The sequence below is a fragment of the Streptomyces flavofungini genome, assembly GCF_041028215.1.
In the GTDB taxonomy this organism is placed as follows: domain Bacteria; phylum Actinomycetota; class Actinomycetes; order Streptomycetales; family Streptomycetaceae; genus Streptomyces; species Streptomyces flavofungini_B.
This window is the reverse complement of sequence record NZ_JASKYR010001434.1, coordinates 1-739: the sequence shown is the minus strand read 5'-3', so window position 1 is coordinate 739 and position 739 is coordinate 1. Positions and strand designations below refer to the sequence as shown.

The following is a 739-nucleotide window of genomic DNA, read 5'->3' as shown; positions in this document are numbered from 1 at the left end:
GCCGTGAAGGTGGCAGGGCCCGTGGGCGGCGGGCTCGTCGTCGCGGTCGGCGGGCCCGCCTGGGCGCTCGGCTTCGACGCGCTCACCTTCGTCGCCGCCGCCCTGCTCCTGCTCGGACTGCGGCTCGGCGCGCCCGCCGCCCGGGACTCCGTGCTCGCCGATCTGCGGGCGGGCTGGACCGGCTTCTGGTCGCGGACCTGGCTGTGGACGTACACGGCCGCGGGGACCGTGCTCGTCGCCGCCTTCCTCGCCGGGTACCAGCTCCTCGGGCCCGTCGTCGCCGATGAGCACTACGACGGGGCGCGGACCTGGGGGTTCGTCCAGGGCGCCTTCGCCTTCGGGCTGCTCGCCGGTGCCGTCGTGTGCCTGCGGTGGCGGCCGCACCGGCTGCTCGTCGTCGCTGTCGCCGCCAGCGGCGGACTCGCGCTCCCCCTCGCCGGGCTGGCCGTCGGCCTCCCGCTGCCCTGGCTGCTGCTCTGCGCCGCCCTCGCGGGCGTCTGCCTGGACATCGCGGGCGTCACCTGGGTCACCGCCTTCCAGCAGCACGTACCGGACGCCGAACTGGGGCGCATGAGCTCGTTCAACCAGGTCGGGGAGCGGCTCGCCATCCCGCTCGGGTATCTCCTCGTCGCGCTCCTCGCCGGTGTCTTCGCCGACCGGTCCGTGCTCGTCGTGTGCGCGGGGGTCATTCTGGCCGCCACCGCCCTCAACCTCTGCGTACGCGACATTCACCGCATCC

Annotated in this window: 1 protein-coding gene; it reads left to right on the top strand. The window is 75.0% G+C overall.

Annotated elements, in window-relative coordinates; all coding sequences use genetic code 11:
• Positions 1–739: MFS transporter (locus AB8Z36_RS41520; RefSeq protein ID WP_369218498.1), on the top strand; the 739-nt coding region annotated here is incomplete at both ends.